Source organism: Clostridium sp. B9 (genome assembly GCF_050509515.1).
Lineage (GTDB): Bacteria > Bacillota > Clostridia > Clostridiales > Clostridiaceae > Sarcina.
In genome coordinates, this window is sequence record NZ_JBNWKA010000003.1 from 2,771,343 (window position 1) to 2,790,866 (window position 19,524).

The following is a 19,524-nucleotide window of genomic DNA, read 5'->3' on the forward strand; positions in this document are numbered from 1 at the left end:
ATAAAGAAGGGAATGAATCCCTCCTTTAATTATAATGTCTCTATTATTTTTATAAGCTCTTCAACTAAATCTTCTTCTTTAACCTTCTTTATTACTTCACCTTTTCTAAAGATAAGACCTTCTCCCTTACCTCCAGCTATTCCGATATCAGCTTCTCTCGCTTCTCCAGGTCCGTTAACTACACATCCCATTACAGCAACTTTTATTTGCTTATCACAATTAGCTAATCTTTCTTCTACTTCTTTAGCTATGTTTATTAAATCTATTTGAGTTCTTCCACATGTAGGACATGATATAAACTCTATTCCTTCTTTAACATATCCAAAATTTTTAAGAATTTCTTTACCAACTTTAATTTCCTCAACTGGATCTCCTGTTAATGAAACTCTTATGGTATCACCTATACCCTCAGCAAGTAATGTACCTATTCCTATAGCTGATTTTATTGTTCCTCTCCAAGGTGTACCAGCCTCAGTAACCCCTAAATGAAGAGGATAACTTGTTTTTTGTGAAGCAATTCTGTAACTTTCTATCATTGTTTCAACATTAGATGATTTCATTGATATTACTATATCATGAAAATCTAACTCTTCTAATATTTTAACATGTTCTAAAGCACTTTCCACTAGTGCATCTGGGGTAGGTTTACCATACTTTGCTAAAAGTTCTTTTGATAAAGAGCCTGAATTAACTCCTATTCTTATAGGAATATTCTTTTCTTTACAAGCTTTTACTACAGCTTCAACCTTTTCTCTACTTCCAATATTACCTGGATTTATTCTTATAGCTGAAACTCCATTTTCAATAGCCTTTAAAGCTAATCTATAATCAAAATGTATATCAGCAACTAATGGTATATTTATTTTTGCCACTATATCTTTTATTGACTCTGCAGCTTCCATATCTAATACTGCGCATCTAACTATATCGCAGCCAGCCTCTTCAAGAGCCTTTATTTGATTAACTGTTGCCTCTACATCTTTTGTATCTGTGTTAGTCATAGATTGAACAGAAACCCTAAAGTCTCCTCCAACATATATATTTCCAACTTTAACTTTTCTAGTTTCTTTTCTATTCACTAGTAATTCCTCCTGATTTTTATAGTATCGGGAATATTATATCCTTTATAGTTACCAGCACCATGAGTCCCATAAGGAGCATGAATCCTACTGTATTAACAGCATCTACATACTTTGCCGGTATCTCTTTTCTTGTAATCATCTGTATAAGCTCTATAAATATTCTACCACCATCTAATGCTGGGAATGGTAAAAGATTAAATACAGCTAACTGAACACTTAAAAATGCCATAAACCATAAAAGTGTATTGGCTCCAGCCTTAGCAGCTTGACCTGACATTTTTATAATAGTAACAGGACCACCTACATCAGTCTTTAAATTAGCCTCTCCTGTAACTATAGTTTTAAGTGCTATAAATGCTTGTGATACAAGGCTTCTTGTTTCATTAAATCCTTGCTTTATTCCTTGAAGTAAGCTCGGATTTTGATTAACACTATATCCTATTCCTACTTGATAAACTCCACTCTCATTAGCAACCGGTTTAACTGTTTTAACTAATACTTCATTTCCTCTTTTTATCTCAACTTCTACAGGGTTCCCCTTTGCTAAAGCTAACCCCATTCTAAAATCATCAGTTGTATAAATTCTATGTCCATCTATCTTTAGAAACTCATCTCCCTTTTGAATTCCTACTTCTTGAGCTGGTGAATCTGGAACAACACTTGCAACATTATTCACTGCAAATCCTGAACTCATCGCAAGACCAACGAATATTACAAGAGCTAGTATATAGTTCATGAAAGCTCCCGCTCCCATAACTAATATTCTTTGGATTGGTGTTTTTGAGTTTAAACTTCTTGAGTCATCACTCTCCTCTTCCTCACCAAGCATTTTTACAAATCCTCCAAAAGGAAGAACTCTTAAGTTATACTCTGTTTCTCCATGCTTTATTCCAAAAAGCTTTGGACCCATACCAATCGCAAACTCTTCAACATAAATTCCATTTAATTTAGCCACAATAAAGTGCCCTAGCTCATGAACTAAGATTAAAGCACTAAATGCTAATAACGCAAAAATTATATACACCCTTTCCCCTCCTAGTTATATTTATCATATATATATTTTCTTACTGTTTTATCTAACTCTATTACATTATCAAGAGTTACCTCTTGGTTGTAATCAAACTTATTCATACACTCTTCTATTATTTCTGGTATTTGTAAATATGTTATATTCTTACTTAAGAACAGCTCTACACAAACTTCATTAGCACCATTTAAAATTGTAGGCATAAGCTTTCCCTTTTCTCCTGCCTCATAAGCTAACTTTAAGCATTTAAATGTATCTAAATCAGGTTTTTCAAAAGTTAACTCTCTAATCTTAAATAAATCTAACTTTTCACTTATGTTTCCCTCTCTATTTGGATAATTTAAAGCATATTGAATAGGTAGTTTCATATCTGGAACACCTAACTGTGCAATAACAGCTCCATCAGTATATTGCACCATTGAATGAATTATTGATTGAGGATGAACAACAACCTCTATATCACTATATGGACAGTTAAATAACCAATGAGCTTCAATTACTTCTAACCCTTTATTCATTAAAGTAGAAGAATCTATTGATATTTTTTGACCCATATTCCATTTTGGATGCTTAAGAGCCTTTTCTGGAGTTACTTCTTTTAACTTATCTAAAGTAAATCCTCTGAATGGTCCCCCTGATGCAGTTAAAAGTATTTTATCGATTTTGTTATGATCATTTCCTTGTAATGATTGGAATATTGCACTATGCTCTGAATCAACCGGAAGTATCTTAACTCCATGTTCTTTAGCTTCTCTCATTACAAGTTCTCCAGCAACAACTAGAGTCTCTTTATTTGCTAAAGCAATATCCTTACCTTTTCTTATAGCCTCTACTGTTGGTCTTAAACCAATCATACCAACTACAGAAGTTACAACTATATCTATTTCATCTAAAGTTGCTATCTTAATTAACCCTTCCATACCATAGATAACTTCACATTTTAAACCTTCCTTTTCAACTAAAGCAACTAATTTGTCATAAGACTCCTTATGGTTTATAGCTACATATTTAGGTGAAAATTCTTTTATTATAGCTAGTGTTAAATCTATATTTCTATTAGCTGTTATTCCAACTAACTCAAAATCATTCTTGTGAAATCTTAATACATCTAAAGTTTGAGTTCCTATAGAACCAGTTACCCCTAGTATAGATATTCTCTTCATATTCTTTCCTCCTAAGTTCTTCCTTAAACATACTAGACTAAAATTATCAACTTAGCCTATTATATTATTTTATATCATTATACCCACAAATACAATAATATACATTTATTATGTATTCTTTTAACAAAGATTTATATATTCTCTATTAATCTTATTTTTTTATTCAAAATTCGTTCGCTTAAATACAATAAATCTACTTAGTGTTAATTTAAATTCTAACCAAATATCCTCCATATTCTACACATAATTATCTACATAATAAATATATTATTTTTATTTTTGAATATTCTATATAAACAATTTTACTCTAAATATTTATTAATATAAACAAACAAAATAAAAAGCACGGAACTCATCCATGCTTCTACCTTATTTTTTAAACCTCTCTCCAGTATTCATATATATAACTCCACCTATTGTAACAATAAAGAAAATTATACTTACTGAAGTGGTAAGCCCTTTAATTTTAATTTCTAAAATTTCAGTAATAGGCAAAATTAATTGAATTAACCCTAAAACAAATAAAAACTTCCCCATAAATTTACTTAATCTTTTATCATCTATTTTTTCTTTTTCTTCTTTATTTGCAGTATTGTATCCAGCAATTAAAAAATTCGCTTTCCCAGATCCTATTGCTATGGCTAATCCCCACAAAAGTATTGGTGCTAAAAAATATATAATCATCATCCACCTCTAAACCCACTATTCACTTTACCTAACTCCATTTTTCACTAAGTAACTTTAACTTATTTCATATAAATAGCTGTTAACTCCATATCTTTATTGAACCCTAATGTAAATTGAGCCTTTCCATCTTCATAATTAGCTATAACAACTACAGCTACACCCTCTTCAGTTTCTTGAAAAACTATCTTCTTTATTTCTTCATAACTACCTAATTTAGAAGCTAATCCACTATAAGCCTCTTCTATCTGTTCTTTAGTCAATATCTTCTTTAAATCATCACTTCCCATTTCAACTATATCTTCGTATTTTCCATCCACTAAATAATTTACAACTTCTTCTGATTTAGCCTTTAAATCTTCTTCATTGTAATCATCACTCAATTTCGTAGCTCCGCACCCAATAAATAAAACACCACAAAAAACCACCATTAAAATAGACATTAATTTTTTCATTTTTAATACCCTCCCTTATTTTTCTTAAATATTTCTTTACACTTAATAGTAAATACTAATCCTATTAAACCACACACCCCTATAAATCCCTCGATTAAAAGTATATTTACTCCTAAACTTGATAGTAACACAACTATAAAGTCAACAAATCCATGAATTATAATTGCTAATGCTAAATATCTTAACCTCTTTTTATTTATTCCATATAAGACTAGCATCGTTAATCCTACATGAAGCATCATTGCAAAAAACCTTTCAAATCCACCGAGTAAAATATATGGTCGATTTGCATTTAAAATATTTAAAACACTTTCATTACTTTTAGAAATAACTATGAATAAATTTTTTAAGCTAGTAACTCCTAATAAGAGCATAGCTTCTATCCCTCCATGACCAATTCCAAAAGCAATTCCATCTATCCATCTTCTATTATTTTTCAGAGCTATTTCAAAACCTAAATATCTTCCTACCTCTTCAAATATTCCAGCTGTTAAACCAATAAATAACATAGCTAATACTGGATAAAGTATTGATATCTCTATATACCAATCCATATTACTTATTACATTGTTAATAAGAGGTATTCTTAGAAACATTTGAGATATAACAAATACTAACATTCCTATAAAATATGGCTTTACACACCTATTCCTTTTTCTTATAAAATAAACTAATGCTCCTATTGGTATTCCAAAGCTGATTATTATATTTATTAAAAGATATATAATTATACTTGCTGATTCCATATAACACCCCTCTAATTATTAATTGGAATAATTATATTAACTTTAAATTCATCCTCATTAAAATCTATTCTCATGTTACCATCATATTTTTCCAAAGCTCTACTTACATTTTCTAATCCAAATCCACTATGGTTCTTCTTAGTACTTTTAAAAAACTTCTTATCTCTTTTCGGATTACCATTTAATGAATTTATAATATTAATGATTATAAAATTATTGAAAGAATCTATCTTCAATATTATTTTCTGTTCTATTTCTCCTAAGCTTGTCTCATCAATAGCATTATCTAATAAGTTTGTAAAAATAGTTGTTAAATCTATATCTTTAATAAATTCTAAATCCACATCACCAACCTTACACACAAAATCAATATTATATTTATTAGCTTTAAGCATTTTATCATTTATTATAAGATTTAAAGTTCTATGCTCTGCATATTTCTTTTGAGAAAATGATTCTAAAAGTTTACACAGATCATCAGTATATGCCTTTCCCTTTTCACATTGATCTGACTTATATAAATTTTCTATTGTCTGAATGTGATTTTTAATATCATGAATTATCTTTCTAGAATTTTTATAATTATCTTCTAAGGAACTATAATATTCATATTGAATTCTTGATTTTTCTTCATAAAGCAAAAGCTTACTTTTAAGTTCATTATTCTTTGATATGGACTCAAATATATTAGTAATAAATAAATTTAAAATAATTATAGAAACTATATTAATCATTATCCAAAGCATATCACTTAATCCAATATAAGTTTGAAGATACATCATTAAAGTAGTTATATAAATTATGCTAAACATTGGCATAACTAAGAAATTAAAATACTGAATCTTTGTTATATTTCTAATATTTTTATTTTTAAAGCAAATTATAAACAATCTTGAAATTCCTAAATATGAAAACTGCACTATTAATGATAATGTAGCAATGTAAATTATTGGACTATAAAAATCAATTCCAAAATAAGAACAAGCCAGATTAAATAATAAACTAACAACACTTTGAGTTATAAGTAAGGCTACTACATAAATTGAATAATAAATTATAGAAATCTTTTCTCTATTGTATAGAAAATACCCTACTAATACAGTTCCAAAAAAAGTTATCCCTAAGGTTATAAATCCATTTGCTAAAATTATATTTACTCCAAATAAAGCAAAAGTAAATATAAAATATGCTATTAAATAAACGTACTTTGGATAGAATTTATTTCTTTTAAATCTACTCAAAAAATCAAATATTATAAAAGTAGAAAAGAACCCCAGTAAAACATTCATTAAACTCGCTAATATCTCAATTGAACTATTCATTTTTATCCCCACCTTAAAGTAAAATACAACTTTCTAAAAATATATTTAATTTATCTCTAAAGTAAGTAGCCTTCTTTTGAGATAAAGGAATAATACTTCCATCCATCATGAAAATATCATATCCTTTTATAGATTTAACATATAGCAAGTTTACAACAAAACTCTTGTGAGGCATAAGGAAATTATATTTTTCCATAATTTCTGCAACACTAGTTATTTTTTCTTTTATAACATATACCTTTTCTTTTAAGTGTATATAGACCTTTCTATCCAAATATTCAAAATAGTATATATCCTTAAATTCCAATTGTAATATTCCTTCTGTAGTAACAAACTTTATGCTCTCTCCTATTTTCTCTTCCTTTAAATAAGAAATTACCTCCTTCAACTGCTTATGTATTTCTAATTCATCCACTGGTTTATTTAAATACCCAAAGGCATGCACTTGAAAAGCTAAATTTGTATAATCAGTGTAACTTGTTATATATATTATCTTTACTGACTTATCATACAATCTTATTTTTTTAGCCGTTTCAATCCCATCCATATTGGGCATATCAATATCTAAAAATATTAAATCAAATTTCTTACACTCTCTTATAAGTTCTTCTCCACTAAAATAAGTAATTATTTCAAATCTAATTCCTTCAAAACTTTCTATATAGCTTTTTGTTCTTTCAATAACGCTTTTATCATCATCACATATCCCAATTCTTATCATAAAATTCTCCACCGGTGTATTTCTAAATTTTGTATCCTAGGTTATTTAAATTATATATTCCTAAAAAGCCTATTACAATACGAAATACATAAGGTATAGTTTTTTTAACATAAAATACAGACTTCATTAATAACTAAAAATTTTTGCATAAAAAAAATGCTTTAGAAATCTAAAGCATTAAAATTTTAATACAAGTGTTAAATAGAAGAATACTACTGTTCCAGCAAATAATATACTATCAAATCTATCTAGTATTCCACCATGACCTGGTATTAAGTTACTATAATCTTTTATTCCAGCATATCTCTTTATTGATGATGCAACCAAATCACCAAACTGACAGAATATACCACATAATATTCCTATTATAAAGTAGTGATAAACTGGTATTAAAGAGAAGCTTCCTGATATTGCTATACCAAATATTCCACACGCTAATGTACTACCTAATATTCCTCCTATAGAACCTTCTATAGTTTTCTTAGGACTAACCTTTGGACATAATTTATGCTTACCAAAGAACCTTCCTGAGTAATAAGCAGAAGTATCACATAACCATGATGATAGGAATATTAACCAAACTAGGTATTGTCCACCTTCTTTTATGTTTACTAAATGTATGAAGCTAAAAAATACTCCTACATATATAAATCCTAAGATAGTTACTGCAACATCAATAAATGTGTATTTAATGTCAAGTATTGGAACACATAATAAAATAAATGTTCCTATTATAATTAAGTATGATAACATTTCAAAGTTATTTGAAGTTAAATAATATAATGCTAAAAGTATATATCCTGCAATAGATATAGGCTTTAATTTTGCTACCTTTACAGTTTTATAATATTCATATAAACCTGCAACTGATAAAGCGATAGTAAACCATTTAAGCCAGACTCCACCTAAGAATATAAAAGCAATAAATGGAGCTATTATAAGCGCCCCTAGATATCTGCTATTAGACTTCACTAAAAATCACCTCACTATTTTTTTAATCCACCAAATCTTCTATCTCTGTTTTGATAATCAAAGATAGCTCTTCTTAAATCTTCACCAGTAAAATCTGGCCAATTTATTTGTGAATACCAGAATTCTGAATATGCACATTGCCATAATAAGAAGTTACTTAATCTTTGCTCTCCACTTGGTCTTATTATAAAATCTGGATCTGGCATACCTTTAGTATAAAGATAATTATCAAACATAGTTTCATCTATATCATCTAAGTTTATTCTTCCTGCCTGAACATCCTCTACTAAAGATTTTACCCCTCTTATTATTTCATTTCTTCCACCATAGTTTAATGCTAAGCTTAAAACTACTCCAGTATTATTCTTAGTTTTCTCTATAGCTCCCAATATAGCTTTCTTAGGCTCCTCAGGAAATCTTGATAAATCTCCTATAGTTTTGACCTGTACTCCATTACTATGTAGTTCTTCAATTTCATTTTTTATAAATTCTACAACTAATTTCATAAGAGCGTTTATTTCATCCTCTGGTCTCTTCCAGTTTTCAGTAGAAAAAGCATATAGAGTTAAATATTTAACTCCTAATTTATCACACTCTTTTACAATAGTTTTTATAGTTTTAACACCTGCTCTATGTCCCATAGTTCTAGGAAGGCCTCTTTTCTTAGCCCATCTTCCGTTACCATCCATAATTATGGCTATGTGTTTTGGCATTTTATCTTCTACTAAAACTATTTCTTCTGAATCTTCTTTTCCTTTTTTATTAAAAAAATCTAACATAGAAGGTTCCTCCTTATAATACAATTATAAAACAAAAAAACCTGCTAAAGAGCAGGTTTTTTAAATTAAATTGACATAATCTCTTTTTCTTTAGCTGCCACTATAGTATCTATTTCTTTAACGAACTTATCTGTAACTTTTTGAACGTCTTCTTCACCTTTTTTAACTTCGTCCTCAGTTAAAGTTCCTTCTTTTTTGAAGTTTTTAATCTTGTCGTTTGCATCTTTTCTTATAGATCTTATAGCAACTTTAGCTTGCTCTCCAGCTTTCTTAACATTCTTAACTAAATTCTTTCTTGTTTCTTCAGTTAATTCTGGAACTAAAAGTCTGATTATAGCACCATCGTTGTTAGGGTTTATTCCTAAATCTGACTTTAATATAGCTTTTTCAATATCCTTAAGCATTTGTTTTTCCCATGGTGTTATAACTAATAATCTTGGTTCTGGTGATGATATATTAGCCACTTGGTTTAAAGGGCACATACTTCCGTAGTACTCAACTTGTATTCTATCTAACATAGTTGGGTTAGCTCTTCCAGCTTTCATTGTAGCTAACTCTGAAGTTAAAGAATTTATAGTTTTATTCATTTTTACGTCTAATTGTTTTAGAACATCTTTAATCATTTAAAAATCCTCCTTATTTTTTACTTACTATTGTTCCTATTTTTTCACCTGAAACAGCCTTTTTAATATTTTCTGGCTGATCTAAAGCAAATACTAATATAGGAATGTTATTATCCATACAAAGTGATGTTGCAGTTGAATCCATTACTTGTAATCCTTGCTCAAGTACTTCTATATATGATAACTCATCATATTTTTTAGCATCATCGTATTTATGCGGATCTTTATCATAAACTCCATCAACCTTCTTAGCTAATAATATAACATCAGCTTCGATTTCAGCTGCTCTTAAAGCTGCTGCAGTATCAGTTGAAAAATAAGGGTTTCCTGTTCCTGCTCCGAATATTACTACTCTACCTTTTTCTAAGTGTCTCATAGCTCTTCTTCTGATGTATGGCTCTGCGATTTCTTTCATCTCGATAGCAGTTTGTACTCTAGTATGAACACCTAAAGATTCTAGTGAATCTTGAAGTGCTAATGCATTTATTGAAGTAGCTAACATTCCCATATAGTCAGCAGTAGTTCTGTCCATACCTTCACCACTTCTACCTCTCCATATGTTTCCGCCACCTACGACAGCACCAACTTCTACACCCATATCAACTAGCTCTTTTACAGCCTTAGCTATACTCATTGCTACATTGAAATCTATTCCAAAACCATTTTCTCCTGCTAAAGCTTCACCTGATAACTTAAGCATAACTCTTTTGTATTTACAAGTTCCCATTTCAAACCTCCAAAACGCTGAAATATCTATTTTTGTTAATTTTTATATATATTCTAAAAAAAAGAGAACACAAAGTGTTCTCTTATGTTATTATTTTCCGCCCATTTTAGCTACTTCTTCAGCGAAGTTTTCTTCTTTCTTTTCGATACCTTCTCCTCTTTCGAATCTTACGAATTTGTTGATAGTTATCGGAGAACCTACTTCTTTAGATTTTTCTGCTAATAATTTTGATATTGACATATCGCCATTTTTAACCCAAGCTTGCTCTAAAAGACAAACTTCTTTACAGTATTTCTTAACTCTTCCCATTACCATCTTATCAACGATGTGCTCTGGTTTACCTTCGTTAAGAGCTTGTGCTCTGTATATTTCTTTTTCTTTCTCTAAAGCTACTTGATCAACATCAGCTTCTGATAAGAATAGTGGGTTAGCAGCAGCTATTTGCATACATACATCTTTAGCAACTTCTGCTAATACTGGTGATGAAGCTTCGCATCCTAACTCAGCCATAACACCGATTCTTCCGCCACCGTGGATGTAGCTTTGAACTAATCCGTTTTCAACAGAGAATCTTTCGAATCTTCTTACGCTCATGTTTTCACCGATTTTAGCTATTAACTCAGTTAAAACTTCTTGAACAGTTTTGTCTCCTTCTAACTTTTCTGCTAATAACTCTTCTATAGTAGAAACGTTTGAGTTAGCAACTAATTCTGCTACTCTTCCAGCGAATCCTATAAATTCTTCATTTAAAGCAACGAAGTCAGTTTCACAGTTGATTTCAACTATTGAACCTTTCTTCATATCTTCTGATACATAAGTTTTAACGATACCCTCAGCGGCTACTCTTCCAGCTTTTTTAGCTGCAGCTGCTAATCCTTTTTCTCTTAAAACTTCAACTGCTTTTTCCATATCTCCATTAGTTTCAGTTAGCGCTTTTTTACAGTCCATCATACCTGCGCCAGTTTTTTCTCTTAACTCTTTAACTGCTTTAGCTGTTATCATTGAAATTCCTCCTGACTATTTAATTAAAAGGTAAATGAAGCACAGAGCTCCATCTACCTTTTCAGTATTTATGTTAATATTACTCTGCTAATTGCTCGCCTTGTCTTCCTTCGATTACAGCGTCTGCCATTTTACCAGCTATTAATTTAACAGCTCTTATAGCATCGTCGTTTCCTGGAATTACGTAGTCAACTTCTTCTGGATCACAGTTAGTATCAACTATAGCTACTACTGGGATTCCTAATATTTTAGCTTCTGCTATTGCATTCTTTTCTTTTCTTGGATCTACAACGAACATAGCTCCTACGTTTGAAGCGTCTAATTCTCTGATTCCGCCTAAGTTTCTTTGTAATTTTTCTCTTTCAAGTTTTAACTTGATTACTTCTTTCTTAGGTAAAACTTCGAAAGTTCCGTCTTGCTCCATTTCATCTAATTTGTTTAATCTGTTGATTCTTGTTTTGATTGTTGAGAAGTTAGTTAACATTCCTCCTAACCATCTGTGGTTAACGAAGTACATGTTTGATCTTTCAGCTTCTTCTTTAACAGCTTCTTGAGCTTGTTTCTTAGTTCCAACGAATATTACGTCTTTACCTGATTCTGATACTTCTCTTATGAAGTTGTAAGCTTCTTCAGCTTTCTTTACAGTTTTTTGTAAATCGATTATGTATATACCGTTTCTTTCTGTAAAGATGTATGGAGCCATTTTAGGGTTCCATCTTCTTGTTTGATGTCCGAAATGAACACCAGCTTCTAATAATTGTTTCATTGAAATTACTGACATTATTATTTCCTCCTAGATTGGTTATTTCCTCCACTATCTTCCTTGCTATAGACACTACTCAACAGTAGCACCGGTCTATAGATTCGATAATGTGTGTATTTTCTTACCTTTGATAGTATAACATAGGGTTATAAAAGTATCAACAAGATTTTCAAAGTTTTTTGAAAAATGATTCTTAATGAACATTTATCTCTCCCTATCTCTTATTTTCATCATTTTATACCTATATATATTATATTTTAAATTATACTATATATTAAGTAGTAAAACAGTTTTTTATTTTATTCAAAAAAATAAGGAGATGCATCTGCATCTCCTCTATTTAATCTTCTTAAGTTCATCCATTAATTTTTCATTTAATATTTTTATGTGAGTACCTTTCATTCCAAGACTTCTTGATTCAATAACTCCAGCACTTTCAAATTTTCTTAATGCATTTACTATAACTGATCTTGTTATTCCAACTTTATCAGCTATTTTTGAAGCTACTAATAACCCCTCATCTCCATTTAACTCACTAAAAATATGTTCAACAGCCTCTAATTCAGAATATGAAAGAGTTCCTATTGCTAATTGAACAACAGCTTTTTTACGAGCCTCTTCTTCAATCTCACCTTGTCTAGCTCTTAAAAGCTCCATTCCAACAATTGTAGCACTATACTCAGCTAATACTAAATCATCTTCATTGAATTCTTCTCCAAATCTAGCAAGTAATAAAGTTCCTAATCTTTCTCCATTTCCTACTATAGGAACAATAGTTGATATTTTCTTTGATATTACACACTCTCCAACACCCTCAAATACACAAAATCCTCTATTTGAAATATTAGATAATGTATCTTGAATGTTAATTAGTTTAGCATTGTAATCCTCTGGGAACTTTCTATCAACAACAACCTTTTCTTTCATTATGTCACATTCGAATTTTTCTGAGAATGAATAGCCTAGTATTCTTCCTTTTCTGCCTACTAAATATACATTACATAACATAACGTCACTTAATAATCCGCATATATCTCCAAAAGCTATAGCCTCAGTCCCTGATTTTTGTAAAATCTTATTTAACCTTCTAGTTTTACTAAGTAGTGTCGACATTATATCCTCCTCGCACCATTTTACAAAAGATGTAAATTTCAGAATTTTTAAAATATTCTTATAATAACCTATTATTTAAATATTAACATAGTACCTATTTCATTTCAACCAAATATTCACTGGGAATATAACGCCATTTTCACTACTTTTCTGAATTATTTTCTTCTTCTTTTTTCTCTATCTTTTCTTCGTGCTTACATTCTTTATTACTACATTGTAGATATTCACCTTTACTCTTTGAATATCTCTTAACCATATATGAACCACATTCTGGGCAATTCTTATTTGTAGGCTCATACCAACTTACAAAGTTACATTCTGGATAGTTACTACATCCATAGAATCTATTACCCTTCTTACTTCTTTTAACTAATATTTTTCCACCACATAATGGACAATTTGCATCAACCTCTTCTACTATAGGCTTTGTATTTTGACATTCTGGATATCCAGGACAAGCTAAAAAATCTCCAAACCTACCATGTTTTATAACCATAAGTCTGCCACACTTATCACATGGAACATCACTTACCTTATCTTCTATAATAACTTTTGAAATTTCACTTTCAGCTTTTTCTATATCTTTCTTTAAAGGAGTAAAGAATTCATCAACTATATGTGTCCAACTTTCCTTTCCAGCTTCAACATTATCAAGCTTAACTTCCATTCCAGCTGTAAAGTCAGTATCTACTATTTGCTTAAAGTATGTTGATACTATATCATTTACGATAAATCCTAATTCTGTTGGAATAAGAATTTTCTTTTCTCTATCAACATATTTTCTACTTATTAAAGTTGATATTGTAGGAACATAAGTACTTGGTCTTCCAATTCCCTTTTCCTCTAACAATTTAACAAAAGCTGCTTCTGAATATCTTGCTGGTGGTTGAGTAAAGTGTTGTTTTCCTTCAATTGACTCTTCTTTTAACACTTCATTCTCTTCAAGTTCTGGTAAAAGAACTGCTTCTTCCTCTTCTCCTGAAATATATTCATAAACTTTCATGAAACCATCAAACTTTATAGTAGATCCACTAGCTCTTAAAGTATAGTCGCCATTTTTTATTTCTAAGCTATTTGTATTTAATATACATGTTGCCATCTGACTAGCTACGAATCTTTTCCATATTAAAGCATATAATTTATATTGATCATTACTTAAATTTGCTTTAGCAATCTCTGGTGTAATTTCTACATATGTAGGTCTTATAGCTTCATGGGCATCTTGTATATTTTTCTTTCCTTTATATACTCTTGCTTCACTTGGAATATATTCATCACCATAAGTCTCTTTTATGAAGTTTAGAGCTTTCTCTTGAGCTTCTGATGAGATTCTTACAGAATCTGTTCTCATATAAGTTATTAAACCTACTGTTCCAAACTTTTTAACCTCAACTCCTTCATAAAGTTGCTGTGCTACAGACATTGTTTTCTTTGTCATATAGTTAAGCTTTTTACTAGCTTCCTGTTGAAGTGTACTTGTAGTAAATGGAGCTAAAGGATTTTTATTTTTTTCTCCTTTTTTTATCTTACTTACTACATAATCATTTTGATTTAACTCATTTATTATTAAATCAGCTTGTTCTTTATTCTTAATTTCAACTTTTTTCTTATTTTTAGTTGTTAACTTAACAGGAAATGACTTTCTTCCTTTTTTAAGTTTTACATCAACTGTCCAATATTCTTCAGGATTAAACTTTTTAATCTCTTCTTCTCTATCACATATAAGTTTTAATGCCGCTGACTGTACTCTACCAGCACTTAGTCCCCACTTTACATTTCTCCAAAGCAATGGACTTATCTCATATCCAACCAGTCTATCTAGTATTCTTCTAGCTTGTTGTGCATCTACTAAATTTGAATTTATTTTTCTAGGATGTTTTATAGAGTTTTTTACCGCATCTTTTGTTATTTCATTGAATTCTATTCTGCAATTTTCATCCTCATCTATTTTTAATATATTAGCTAGATGCCATGATATAGCCTCTCCCTCTCTATCGGGGTCAGTTGCTAGATATATCTTATCACTTTTTTTAGCTAACTTTCTAAGTTTGCTTAAAAGCTCACCTTTTCCTCTTATTGTTATATACTTTGGATTATAATCATTTTCTATATCAACGCCTAACTGGCTTTTTGGCAAATCTCTCACATGTCCCATTGACGCTTCGACTACATAGTTCTTACCTAAATATTTCTCTATTGTTTTAGCCTTAGCTGGTGACTCAACAATTACTAACTTTTGACCCATCGTAAACTCCGAATTTAATTCAGAGTGTTCACCCCCTCAAACTATCATATTATTTTTGTATAATAATCTCCTGGTATAACTTCTATTTTATTTTCAAATTGCAATTCACATAATAACTCATATATTATAGATGTGTCAATATTTGTTACTCTTATAATATCATCTATATGTAGGATATTATTATCTAATATCTTTAAAAGCAAATCATTAATCCCTGCATTTTCTTGCTTTTTATCTATTTTATTACATTTTCCTTCCTTTTTCATATTAAAAGGTATGGAATTTAATAAATCACTTACATTTGTAAAAATACTAGCTCCATCTTTTATAAGATTATTACACCCTACACTCCATTTAGAAAATACATCTCCTGGCACTGCAAATACATCTTTTCCTTGATTAACAGCATAGTTAGCAGTTATTAAAGAACCACTTTTTTCACCTGCTTGAACAACTATTAAAGCATCACCTAACCCACTTATAATTCTATTTCTTCTCGGAAAATTATATCTTAATGGTGGAGTGTCCGGAAAAAACTCACTTATTATGCATCCATTTTCAATTATTTTCTTATACAATTCTCTATTATAAACAGGATAATCTACATTTATTCCACAACCAAACACAGCAACATTATAAAAATCTCCCTCAACACACTTCCTATGTGCCTCTGTATCCACGCCAAAAGCTCCTCCACTTACAATACCAACTCCCAAGTTACCTAGACTAGAAGTTATAAGTTGAGTACACCTCTTGCCATATACATCGCACTTTCTAGATCCTACAATAGATACATTCGTATTTTCAGCTCCTTTTAAATCACCCTTATAAAAAAGAATATATGGAGCCTCATCTATGTATCTCAATCTTTCTGGATAGTCTTCATCTAAAAATGTTACTATTTTATAGTCTTTCTTAGTTATATCACTAATTATTCTACTATTCAAATTTCTGTCAATATCACATTTGAATTTGTTAGCACATTTTATCCCTGTTTCCTCTATATCTTTCCTGTGAAGATATATATTTTCTTCGTCACCTAACTGATTAATAAGTTCTATTTTAATATTATTTGAAATATTTAAACTTCCAAACCAAAGCTTGTAATTTAAATCAACATCTTTCATTTATATAACCTCTCCCTCTAAGTTTTTTCTATAATTTAGAGCTTCATAAATATTACGCTTACTTATGTCCTCTTCTCCATTAATATCAGCAATTGTTCTAGATATTCTAATTATCCTATCCAAAGCCCTACTACTTAGAGAAAACCTATTATATATACTATTTAAAATCTCATGACATTTATCATCAAGCTTTATAAAGTCTTTTATTTCTTTATGACTCATCTGAGAGTTATAACTTATCCCTATTTCTTTAAATCTTTTACTTTGAATCTCTCTAGCATTTTTTATTTTTTCTCTAATTTCTTTTAAACTTTCTTTTTTTCTATCAGCATTCAACTCTTCATAAGACGCATATCTTACAGATGTAAAAATATCTATCCTATCTAACATGGCTTTCGAAAGTCTATTTCTGTATTTTATCCTTTCATATTCACTACAGGTACAAGTTCTCCCTTCATATCCACTTAAATAATTTCCACATGGACAAGGATTAAAAGCACCAATAAGCATAACTTGAGCTGGATATGTAACACTTCCTATATTTCTAGATATTGTTATTTCACCATTTTCCATAGGTTCTCGTAAACACTCTAATGTCCTTCTATCAAACTCTAGTATTTCATCTAAAAACAATATCCCATTATGAGCTAATGTTACTTCACCAACTTTTAAATCTCTTCCGCCTCCTATTAAAGATATCCTGGTAGCAGTATGATGTGGATTCCTAAATGGTCTTTCTACTCTTCCGCCTCTTTTATTAAGCAACCCAGACACGCTGTATATTCTTGTTGTTTCAAGCACTTCTTTTTCTGTTAAATCTGGCAGTATTGACTTAACCCCCTTAGCAAGCATAGTTTTACCAGACCCTGGAGGTCCTTGAAGCAATACATTGTGGTTTCCAGCGGCTGCAATACTTAAAGCTCTTTTAGCACTCTCTTGTCCGCAAACATCTATAAATGATGTATCCTCTTTATCTACTAGTGGTATTTTCTCTCCCTTATAAGGTAAAACATCCTCATATGTTAAAAATCCTATAACCTCTTTCAAATGTGAGAATCCATATAAATTTCCTTTATCTATACAAGCACATTCTTCTAAATTTTCATTTGGCACTATAAAGTTTTTATTATCATTTTCTATTCCTGCTATAACTGAACATAAAGCACCATTAACTCCCCTTATATGTCCATCTAAAGATAATTCTCCAAGATACACAGTATCATTAACAAAATTCCTTTCAACCTGCCCACTCTCCATAAGAATAGCTATAGCAATAGGCAAATCAAAAAATGTACCTACCTTTCTTAAATTACCAGGTGCTAAGTTTATAGTTATTCTTCCCAAAGGGAATTCATAACCACTATTAATAATAGCTGCCCTTACCCTCTCTTTAGCTTCTCTAACCGAAATATCGGCTAAACCGACTAAAGTAAAACTCGGTAACCCCTTACTTATATCAACTTCTATATTAACAATCACTCCATCTATTCCATTTAACGTTGAACTTATCAAACTTACAGACATTATTTCACCCTCTTAAAAAGATATACTTCAAATTTGATACTATCCATATTTTTATATTTTTAAACACATGTTCTCCTATTGTTTATATAGTTTTTAAACTCTTAAACATATGATTAAATTTACCTAAATAAAATTTAAATAAGAAATATACATTAAAAACAATTTACTATTGATAATAGCTGTTTAAATAGCTTGTTAAATGTCTAGACTCAAAGTAGTGTTATATAAATTTATTAATATATAGGAGTTAAATAATGAGAAGCTACAATAAAGATATCGGGTTCTATGGTGAAGAGGTTAGTGTTGATTTTCTTAGAAATGAAGGATATAAAGTTTTAGAAAAAAATTTTAATTGCTCCTCTGGAGAAATAGATATTATAGTATTTAAAAATAATATTTTAAGTTTTATAGAAGTAAAAAGCAGATTCACAAACTCCTTTGGTAATCCAAAAGAATCTGTAACCTGCTATAAACAACGTAGAATTATAAATTCAGCAAAATATTATTTGCATCGTAAAAAACTCTACGACTACTATATTCGATTTGATGTCATCGAAGTAATCTTCAACTTTGATTGTTCTAAATATGAAATTGAATTTCTTAAAGACGCTTTTAGATTATAGTTCTAATATACTCTTTAAGAAGCTCATTCTATGTATTTCCGTAGGACCATTTTCTTTTAATGCATCCACATGAGTTTTAGTTCCATATCCAACGTTTTTTTCAAAGTCATACTTTGGATATTTCTTATGATATTCTTTCATGATGTTATCTCTATAAACTTTTGCAATAATTGAAGCACATGCTATACAAGCACTCTTTGTATCTCCTTTTATTACATGCTTATTTTCTCCGTGAAAGTTTTTTATTAAATATCCGTCTGAAAGAACTAAGTCTGGCTTTATATTTAAGCCATTACAAGCTTTTATAAAGACTTCATTGTTACAATATCCTATGCCCTTTTCGTCTATTTCCTTGTTGTCACACATAGCAATTGAATAACTTAAAGCTTTTTCCTTTATTATTTCACTTAATTCTTCCCTCTTATGCTCTGATAACTTCTTAGAGTCATTTATGTAAAGAATTATGTCATCTAAGTCACTTGAATCTAATATTACGGAAGCTGATACTATAGGGCCTGCTAGTGGACCTCTTCCAACTTCATCAACTCCAGCAATATATTTATAATCTCCAAAACTCTTATCAAAAAGGTACATATCCTTGACTCTTTCCTCTTCTTTAATAAGATTATTTAGATTCTTTTCTATTCTAATTCCTAAAGATGATACATTTTTTCTTTTATCTAATTTTAATAAATCAGCTATTTCTTTAATCTCTGACTTATTATCTCTTTTTATTTCTATAGCTTTAACTAAATCACTTATAGTTTTAAAAGAGTATGAACTTAGATTTTCTTTAATATCCATTATTAAATCTTCCATAATTGAA

Annotated in this window: 19 protein-coding genes and 1 pseudogene; 1 reads left to right on the forward strand and 19 read right to left on the reverse strand. The window is 29.9% G+C overall.

The genetic code is table 11. From position 1 onward, the window contains the following. Positions 1-29 precede the first annotated feature (29 nt). From ispG to ACQZHJ_RS12225, 18 genes and pseudogenes are all read right to left on the reverse strand, one after another. Positions 30-1,082: pseudogene (gene ispG, locus ACQZHJ_RS12140) on the reverse strand (flavodoxin-dependent (E)-4-hydroxy-3-methylbut-2-enyl-diphosphate synthase); the annotation flags it as partial. Positions 1,083-1,098: 16 nt separating this feature from the next. Beyond that, on the reverse strand, positions 1,099-2,106 hold the full coding sequence (gene rseP, locus ACQZHJ_RS12145) for an RIP metalloprotease RseP (protein ID WP_430485819.1): 1,008 nt from the start codon (positions 2,104-2,106) through the stop codon (positions 1,099-1,101). Between the two features lie 11 nt (positions 2,107-2,117). Beyond that, positions 2,118-3,272, reverse strand: coding sequence for a 1-deoxy-D-xylulose-5-phosphate reductoisomerase (locus ACQZHJ_RS12150; RefSeq protein WP_430485820.1), 1,155 nt, complete (start codon positions 3,270-3,272; stop codon positions 2,118-2,120). Positions 3,273-3,641: 369 nt separating this feature from the next. After that, a complete protein-coding gene (locus ACQZHJ_RS12155) occupies positions 3,642-3,956 on the reverse strand; it encodes a DUF3784 domain-containing protein (protein ID WP_430485821.1) in 315 nt (104 codons plus the stop codon). Between the two features lie 62 nt (positions 3,957-4,018). Next, complete coding sequence (locus ACQZHJ_RS12160) at positions 4,019-4,411, reverse strand: DUF3887 domain-containing protein (protein WP_430485822.1); 393 nt, start codon at positions 4,409-4,411, stop codon at positions 4,019-4,021. 2 nt (positions 4,412-4,413) lie between these two features. Continuing rightward, positions 4,414-5,157 (reverse strand): YhfC family intramembrane metalloprotease, encoded by a 744-nt coding sequence (locus ACQZHJ_RS12165; RefSeq protein ID WP_430485823.1) that lies wholly within the window; start codon positions 5,155-5,157, stop codon positions 4,414-4,416. 11 nt (positions 5,158-5,168) lie between these two features. Next, positions 5,169-6,479, reverse strand: a complete 1,311-nt coding sequence (locus ACQZHJ_RS12170; RefSeq protein WP_430485824.1) for a sensor histidine kinase — start codon at positions 6,477-6,479, stop codon at positions 5,169-5,171. Between the two features lie 13 nt (positions 6,480-6,492). After that, the gene (locus ACQZHJ_RS12175; protein ID WP_430485825.1) at positions 6,493-7,200 is read right to left on the reverse strand and encodes a LytR/AlgR family response regulator transcription factor; all 708 of its coding nucleotides are present in this window, start codon (positions 7,198-7,200) and stop codon (positions 6,493-6,495) included. Between the two features lie 177 nt (positions 7,201-7,377). Then, on the reverse strand, positions 7,378-8,172 hold the full coding sequence (locus ACQZHJ_RS12180) for a phosphatidate cytidylyltransferase (protein WP_430485826.1): 795 nt from the start codon (positions 8,170-8,172) through the stop codon (positions 7,378-7,380). Between the two features lie 14 nt (positions 8,173-8,186). Further along, positions 8,187-8,951, reverse strand: coding sequence for an isoprenyl transferase (locus tag ACQZHJ_RS12185; RefSeq protein WP_430485827.1), 765 nt, complete (start codon positions 8,949-8,951; stop codon positions 8,187-8,189). Between the two features lie 65 nt (positions 8,952-9,016). Continuing rightward, positions 9,017-9,574, reverse strand: coding sequence for a ribosome recycling factor (frr, locus tag ACQZHJ_RS12190; protein WP_430485828.1), 558 nt, complete (start codon positions 9,572-9,574; stop codon positions 9,017-9,019). 13 nt (positions 9,575-9,587) lie between these two features. Then, a complete protein-coding gene (pyrH, locus tag ACQZHJ_RS12195; protein ID WP_430485829.1) occupies positions 9,588-10,301 on the reverse strand; it encodes a UMP kinase in 714 nt (237 codons plus the stop codon). Positions 10,302-10,391: 90 nt separating this feature from the next. Beyond that, a complete protein-coding gene (gene tsf / locus ACQZHJ_RS12200; protein WP_430485830.1) occupies positions 10,392-11,303 on the reverse strand; it encodes a translation elongation factor Ts in 912 nt (303 codons plus the stop codon). 79 nt (positions 11,304-11,382) lie between these two features. Continuing rightward, complete coding sequence (gene rpsB, locus ACQZHJ_RS12205; RefSeq protein ID WP_430485831.1) at positions 11,383-12,084, reverse strand: 30S ribosomal protein S2; 702 nt, start codon at positions 12,082-12,084, stop codon at positions 11,383-11,385. A 318-nt stretch (positions 12,085-12,402) separates the two neighbouring features. Beyond that, positions 12,403-13,179, reverse strand: a complete 777-nt coding sequence (codY, locus tag ACQZHJ_RS12210; protein WP_430485832.1) for a GTP-sensing pleiotropic transcriptional regulator CodY — start codon at positions 13,177-13,179, stop codon at positions 12,403-12,405. A 142-nt stretch (positions 13,180-13,321) separates the two neighbouring features. Then, positions 13,322-15,424, reverse strand: a complete 2,103-nt coding sequence (topA, locus tag ACQZHJ_RS12215) for a type I DNA topoisomerase (RefSeq protein WP_430485833.1) — start codon at positions 15,422-15,424, stop codon at positions 13,322-13,324. Positions 15,425-15,468: 44 nt separating this feature from the next. After that, entirely contained in the window at positions 15,469-16,551 is a 1,083-nt protein-coding gene (gene dprA / locus ACQZHJ_RS12220) for a DNA-processing protein DprA (RefSeq protein ID WP_430485834.1), read from the reverse strand. Next, positions 16,552-18,075: a YifB family Mg chelatase-like AAA ATPase gene (locus ACQZHJ_RS12225; RefSeq protein WP_430485835.1), complete on the reverse strand. Its 1,524-nt coding sequence runs from the start codon at positions 18,073-18,075 to the stop codon at positions 16,552-16,554. 254 nt (positions 18,076-18,329) lie between these two features. Between ACQZHJ_RS12225 and ACQZHJ_RS12230 the strand changes: the two genes are divergently transcribed. Further along, positions 18,330-18,698 carry a YraN family protein gene (locus tag ACQZHJ_RS12230; RefSeq protein ID WP_430485836.1) on the forward strand — a complete coding sequence of 123 codons (369 nt, stop codon included), beginning with the start codon at positions 18,330-18,332 and terminating at the stop codon, positions 18,696-18,698. Here the strand turns inward: ACQZHJ_RS12230 and ACQZHJ_RS12235 are convergent. Next, entirely contained in the window at positions 18,693-19,517 is an 825-nt protein-coding gene (locus tag ACQZHJ_RS12235) for a ribonuclease HII (RefSeq protein ID WP_430485837.1), read from the reverse strand. The genes ACQZHJ_RS12230 and ACQZHJ_RS12235 overlap by 6 nt on opposite strands. Between the last annotated feature and the right edge of the window lie 7 nt (positions 19,518-19,524).

What these genes read in the sequence shown, in the direction of transcription:
- ACQZHJ_RS12175 (WP_430485825.1), bottom strand. Translation starts at nt 7,200, where the DNA reads ATGATAAGAATTGGGATATGTGATGATGATAAAAGCGTTATTGAAAGA.
- frr (WP_430485828.1), bottom strand. Translation starts at nt 9,574, where the DNA reads ATGATTAAAGATGTTCTAAAACAATTAGACGTAAAAATGAATAAAACT.
- codY (WP_430485832.1), bottom strand. Translation starts at nt 13,179, where the DNA reads ATGTCGACACTACTTAGTAAAACTAGAAGGTTAAATAAGATTTTACAA.
- ACQZHJ_RS12235 (WP_430485837.1), bottom strand. Translation starts at nt 19,517, where the DNA reads ATGGAAGATTTAATAATGGATATTAAAGAAAATCTAAGTTCATACTCT.
- ACQZHJ_RS12185 (WP_430485827.1), bottom strand. Translation starts at nt 8,951, where the DNA reads ATGTTAGATTTTTTTAATAAAAAAGGAAAAGAAGATTCAGAAGAAATA.
- ACQZHJ_RS12165 (WP_430485823.1), bottom strand. Translation starts at nt 5,157, where the DNA reads ATGGAATCAGCAAGTATAATTATATATCTTTTAATAAATATAATAATC.
- rpsB (WP_430485831.1), bottom strand. Translation starts at nt 12,084, where the DNA reads ATGTCAGTAATTTCAATGAAACAATTATTAGAAGCTGGTGTTCATTTC.
- ACQZHJ_RS12150 (WP_430485820.1), bottom strand. Translation starts at nt 3,272, where the DNA reads ATGAAGAGAATATCTATACTAGGGGTAACTGGTTCTATAGGAACTCAA.
- tsf (WP_430485830.1), bottom strand. Translation starts at nt 11,303, where the DNA reads ATGATAACAGCTAAAGCAGTTAAAGAGTTAAGAGAAAAAACTGGCGCA.
- ACQZHJ_RS12170 (WP_430485824.1), bottom strand. Translation starts at nt 6,479, where the DNA reads ATGAATAGTTCAATTGAGATATTAGCGAGTTTAATGAATGTTTTACTG.
- ACQZHJ_RS12230 (WP_430485836.1), top strand. Translation starts at nt 18,330, where the DNA reads ATGAGAAGCTACAATAAAGATATCGGGTTCTATGGTGAAGAGGTTAGT.
- pyrH (WP_430485829.1), bottom strand. Translation starts at nt 10,301, where the DNA reads ATGGGAACTTGTAAATACAAAAGAGTTATGCTTAAGTTATCAGGTGAA.
- dprA (WP_430485834.1), bottom strand. Translation starts at nt 16,551, where the DNA reads ATGAAAGATGTTGATTTAAATTACAAGCTTTGGTTTGGAAGTTTAAAT.
- ACQZHJ_RS12155 (WP_430485821.1), bottom strand. Translation starts at nt 3,956, where the DNA reads ATGATTATATATTTTTTAGCACCAATACTTTTGTGGGGATTAGCCATA.
- ACQZHJ_RS12225 (WP_430485835.1), bottom strand. Translation starts at nt 18,075, where the DNA reads ATGTCTGTAAGTTTGATAAGTTCAACGTTAAATGGAATAGATGGAGTG.
- topA (WP_430485833.1), bottom strand. Translation starts at nt 15,424, where the DNA reads ATGGGTCAAAAGTTAGTAATTGTTGAGTCACCAGCTAAGGCTAAAACA.
- ACQZHJ_RS12160 (WP_430485822.1), bottom strand. Translation starts at nt 4,411, where the DNA reads ATGAAAAAATTAATGTCTATTTTAATGGTGGTTTTTTGTGGTGTTTTA.